Source organism: Paraburkholderia sediminicola, assembly GCF_046027825.1.
GTDB lineage: Bacteria > Pseudomonadota > Gammaproteobacteria > Burkholderiales > Burkholderiaceae > Paraburkholderia > Paraburkholderia sediminicola_D.
This window is the reverse complement of record NZ_JAQQDU010000190.1, coordinates 1-5,484: the sequence shown is the minus strand read 5'-3', so window position 1 is coordinate 5,484 and position 5,484 is coordinate 1. Positions and strand designations below refer to the sequence as shown.

Below are 5,484 nucleotides of genomic sequence, written 5' to 3'. Positions count from 1 at the left end.
GGGCGGGGTTTCTGGACATGCTGGGGAGCCTGACGATTACCTACTTTCACACGGGAATCCGCACTATCATCGGCGTGGAGTCGTTTCACGGTCCTGTTCGGGATGGGAAGGGGTGGGACCGACTCGCTATGGTCATCAGGCATGACTTGTTGTCGCACTGCTCGTGGAGCAATACAACCAATCTGGAAGAAGTAGCTGAGAGGATGCCTCTCGTTTGATGCGGGTTGTGTTGTTTCTGGCACAACACGTGATCTCAACCGTCCGTGTGCAAGACACACCGGTTATAGGATCAAGCCTTACGGGCAATTAGTATCAGTTAGCTTAACGCATTACTGCGCTTCCACACCTGACCTATCAACGTCCTGGTCTTGAACGACCCTTCAAGGGGCTCGAAGCCCCGGGGATATCTCATCTTAAGGCGAGTTTCCCGCTTAGATGCTTTCAGCGGTTATCTCTTCCGAACATAGCTACCCGGCGATGCCACTGGCGTGACAACCGGTACACCAGAGGTTCGTCCACTCCGGTCCTCTCGTACTAGGAGCAGCCCCCTTCAAATATCCAGCGCCCACGGCAGATAGGGACCAAACTGTCTCACGACGTTTTAAACCCAGCTCACGTACCTCTTTAAATGGCGAACAGCCATACCCTTGGGACCGGCTACAGCCCCAGGATGAGATGAGCCGACATCGAGGTGCCAAACACCGCCGTCGATATGAACTCTTGGGCGGTATCAGCCTGTTATCCCCAGAGTACCTTTTATCCGTTGAGCGATGGCCCTTCCATACAGAACCACCGGATCACTATGACCTGCTTTCGCACCTGCTCGACTTGTCGGTCTCGCAGTTAAGCACGCTTATGCCATTGCACTATCAGCACGATTTCCGACCGTACCTAGCGTACCTTCGTACTCCTCCGTTACACTTTGGGAGGAGACCGCCCCAGTCAAACTGCCTACCATGCACTGTCCCCAGTCCGGATAACGGACCAAGGTTAGAACCTCAAACAAACCAGGGTGGTATTTCAAGGACGGCTCCACGCAGACTGGCGTCCACGCTTCATAGCCTCCCACCTATCCTACACAGATCGGTTCAAAGTCCAATGCAAAGCTACAGTAAAGGTTCATGGGGTCTTTCCGTCTAGCCGCGGGGAGATTGCATCATCACAAACACTTCAACTTCGCTGAGTCTCGGGAGGAGACAGTGTGGCCATCGTTACGCCATTCGTGCAGGTCGGAACTTACCCGACAAGGAATTTCGCTACCTTAGGACCGTTATAGTTACGGCCGCCGTTTACCGGGACTTCAATCAAGAGCTTGCACCCCATCATTTAATCTTCCGGCACCGGGCAGGCGTCACACCCTATACGTCCACTTTCGTGTTTGCAGAGTGCTGTGTTTTTATTAAACAGTCGCAGCCACCAGTTTATTGCAACCCCTTCACCCTCCTGGCGCAGGCCAGTCAAGCTACAGGGGCGTACCTTATCCCGAAGTTACGGTACCAATTTGCCGAGTTCCTTCTCCCGAGTTCTCTCAAGCGCCTTAGAATACTCATCTCGCCCACCTGTGTCGGTTTGCGGTACGGTCTTGTTAAACTGAAGCTTAGAGGCTTTTCTTGGAACCACTTCCAGTTGCTTCTTCACCTGAGTGAATGGCGCCACGCCCTTGAATTCCGCACCCGGATTTGCCTAAGTGCCTTCTCCAACGCAGCGACCGGGACTTCCAACACCCGGACAACCTTCCGCGATCCGTCCCCCCATCGCATTTAACAATGGTGCAGGAATATTAACCTGCTTCCCATCAGCTACGCATTTCTGCCTCGCCTTAGGGGCCGACTCACCCTACGCCGATGAACGTTGCGTAGGAAACCTTGGGCTTACGGCGAGGGGGCCTTTCACCCCCTTTATCGCTACTCATGTCAGCATTCGCACTTCCGATACCTCCAGCGCACTTTTCAATGCACCTTCGCAGGCTTACGGAACGCTCTCCTACCATGCACACTAATGTGCATCCGCAGCTTCGGTATATTGCTTAGCCCCGTTACATCTTCCGCGCAGGACGACTCGATCAGTGAGCTATTACGCTTTCTTTAAAGGATGGCTGCTTCTAAGCCAACCTCCTGACTGTTTTAGCCTTCCCACTTCGTTTCCCACTTAGCAATATTTGGGGACCTTAGCTGGCGGTCTGGGTTGTTTCCCTCTTGACACCGGACGTTAGCACCCGATGTCTGTCTCCCGTGATTGCACTCTTCGGTATTCGGAGTTTGCTATGGCGTAGTAATCCGCAATGGACCCCACAACCATGACAGTGCTCTACCCCCGAAGGTGATACACGAGGCACTACCTAAATAGTTTTCGGAGAGAACCAGCTATTTCCAGGTTTGTTTAGCCTTTCACCCCTATCCACAGCTCATCCCCTAACTTTTCAACGTTAGTGGGTTCGGACCTCCAGTACGTGTTACCGCACCTTCATCCTGGCCATGGATAGATCACCTGGTTTCGGGTCTACACCCAGCGACTGAACGCCCTGTTCGGACTCGCTTTCGCTACGCCTGCCCTAATCGGTTAAGCTTGCCACTGAATGTAAGTCGCTGACCCATTATACAAAAGGTACGCAGTCACCCCTTACGAGGCTCCTACTGTTTGTATGCATGCGGTTTCAGGATCTATTTCACTCCCCTCCCGGGGTTCTTTTCGCCTTTCCCTCACGGTACTGGTTCACTATCGGTCGATCACGAGTATTTAGCCTTGGAGGATGGTCCCCCCATCTTCAGACAGGATTTCACGTGTCCCGCCCTACTTGTCGTACACCTAGTTCTTCCTCGCTGTTTTCGTCTACAGGGCTATCACCTGCTATGGCGGCACTTTCCAGAGCCTTCGACTAACAATGAAGATAAAGAGTACAGGCTGGTCCCATTTCGCTCGCCACTACTCTGGGAATCTCGGTTGATTTCTTTTCCTGCGGTTACTTAGATGTTTCAGTTCACCGCGTTCGCTTCGCATGACCTATGTATTCAGTCATGGATACTCCATAAGGAGTGGGTTTCCCCATTCGGATATCGGTGGATCAAAGCTCGTTTGCCAGCTCCCCACCGCTTTTCGCAGGCTACCGCGTCCTTCATCGCCTGTGATCGCCAAGGCATCCACCACATGCACTTGTTCGCTTGACCCTATAACGGGTGTGTCTCGCGCACCATCCACTGGGGATGACGCGTTTCTCACATCGCTACAGGTTGAGTATTCGTGTTGCGCCGTATTCCAAGGCAATCTTTCGATTACCTTTTCATACATTGATACAATCACAACCCTGATTCACCTACTCGCACACCCATCTCTAAGTATGCTTTCGTGAATCTCTTTACTACTTCTTCCTGATTGTTAAAGAACGACAGCCGATATCGCAGTTGCTATAACCGCGTATCACTCTGACTGGCTCAATCGCCAATGCTTGTTTCACTGCACCGCAAACATCTTTCGACGTTCGCCGCAGATAAACCAGCATTGAAGATTGGTGGAGGATGACGGGATCGAACCGACGACCCCCTGCTTGCAAAGCAGGTGCTCTCCCAGCTGAGCTAATCCCCCAGTCACACACAGATATTGCTATCCGTATTGATGCCCCAGGGGTTTCAGTCATTAGCGCAGCCACCGCAGAAACAGTGGTGGGTCTGGATGGATTCGAACCATCGACCCCCGCCTTATCAAGACGGTGCTCTAACCAACTGAGCTACAGACCCCTGAGTCTGTCTTTTTCACAGCCGATAAGCGTGAGCGCTCAACGTTCGACACGTTAGCTCGAGAAAGGAGGTGATCCAGCCGCACCTTCCGATACGGCTACCTTGTTACGACTTCACCCCAGTCATGAATCCTACCGTGGTGACCGTCCTCCTTGCGGTTAGACTAGCCACTTCTGGTAAAACCCACTCCCATGGTGTGACGGGCGGTGTGTACAAGACCCGGGAACGTATTCACCGCGGCATGCTGATCCGCGATTACTAGCGATTCCAGCTTCACGCACTCGAGTTGCAGAGTGCGATCCGGACTACGATCGGTTTTCTGGGATTGGCTCCCCCTCGCGGGTTGGCGACCCTCTGTTCCGACCATTGTATGACGTGTGAAGCCCTACCCATAAGGGCCATGAGGACTTGACGTCATCCCCACCTTCCTCCGGTTTGTCACCGGCAGTCTCCCTAGAGTGCTCTTGCGTAGCAACTAGGGACAAGGGTTGCGCTCGTTGCGGGACTTAACCCAACATCTCACGACACGAGCTGACGACAGCCATGCAGCACCTGTGTTATGGCTCCCTTTCGGGCACCCCCACCTCTCAGCAGGGTTCCATACATGTCAAGGGTAGGTAAGGTTTTTCGCGTTGCATCGAATTAATCCACATCATCCACCGCTTGTGCGGGTCCCCGTCAATTCCTTTGAGTTTTAATCTTGCGACCGTACTCCCCAGGCGGTCAACTTCACGCGTTAGCTACGTTACTAAGGAAATGAATCCCCAACAACTAGTTGACATCGTTTAGGGCGTGGACTACCAGGGTATCTAATCCTGTTTGCTCCCCACGCTTTCGTGCATGAGCGTCAGTATTGGCCCAGGGGGCTGCCTTCGCCATCGGTATTCCTCCACATCTCTACGCATTTCACTGCTACACGTGGAATTCTACCCCCCTCTGCCATACTCTAGCCTGCCAGTCACAAATGCAGTTCCCAGGTTAAGCCCGGGGATTTCACATCTGTCTTAGCAGACCGCCTGCGCACGCTTTACGCCCAGTAATTCCGATTAACGCTTGCACCCTACGTATTACCGCGGCTGCTGGCACGTAGTTAGCCGGTGCTTATTCTTCCGGTACCGTCATCCCACCCGGATATTAGCCAGGTGGTTTTCTTTCCGGACAAAAGTGCTTTACAACCCGAAGGCCTTCTTCACACACGCGGCATTGCTGGATCAGGCTTGCGCCCATTGTCCAAAATTCCCCACTGCTGCCTCCCGTAGGAGTCTGGGCCGTGTCTCAGTCCCAGTGTGGCTGGTCGTCCTCTCAGACCAGCTACAGATCGTCGCCTTGGTAGGCCTTTACCCCACCAACTAGCTAATCTGCCATCGGCCGCCCCTGTAGCGAGAGGTCCTAAGATCCCCCCCTTTCCTCCGTAGAGCGTATGCGGTATTAATCCGGCTTTCGCCGGGCTATCCCCCACTACAGGACACGTTCCGATGTATTACTCACCCGTTCGCCACTCGCCACCAGGGTTGCCCCCGTGCTGCCGTTCGACTTGCATGTGTAAGGCATGCCGCCAGCGTTCAATCTGAGCCAGGATCAAACTCTTCAGTTCAAACCTGTTACTGTTTTTCGGTTCAGTTACGAACCGGTCGCTCACTCAACGTACTGACGAATGATCATCCCGTCGGCGTGAATCCACCCCAACAGGAAAACCTTCCTTTAATACTAGTGTGAGACTTGATACTTTCGCTTCCGGCAAACCCCGAAGGAT

General features: G+C 53.3%; 2 tRNA genes and 3 rRNA genes. All 5 read right to left on the bottom strand.

The window, feature by feature from the left end:
• Positions 1-27 precede the first annotated feature (27 nt).
• The 5 genes from rrf to PQQ96_RS41510 all read right to left on the bottom strand — a co-directional run bounded on the left by rrf (position 28) and on the right by PQQ96_RS41510 (position 5,325).
• Positions 28-140, bottom strand: a 5S ribosomal RNA gene (gene rrf / locus PQQ96_RS41530).
• Positions 141-285: 145 nt separating this feature from the next.
• Positions 286-3,164 (bottom strand): 23S ribosomal RNA (locus PQQ96_RS41525).
• Between the two features lie 339 nt (positions 3,165-3,503).
• A tRNA-Ala gene (locus tag PQQ96_RS41520) sits at positions 3,504-3,579 on the bottom strand.
• Positions 3,580-3,654: 75 nt separating this feature from the next.
• Positions 3,655-3,731: transfer RNA gene (locus tag PQQ96_RS41515), tRNA-Ile, on the bottom strand.
• Positions 3,732-3,794: 63 nt separating this feature from the next.
• Positions 3,795-5,325 (bottom strand): 16S ribosomal RNA (locus tag PQQ96_RS41510).
• Together the 16S, 23S and 5S rRNA genes with 2 tRNA genes alongside form the textbook arrangement of a ribosomal RNA operon.
• Positions 5,326-5,484 lie beyond the last annotated feature (159 nt).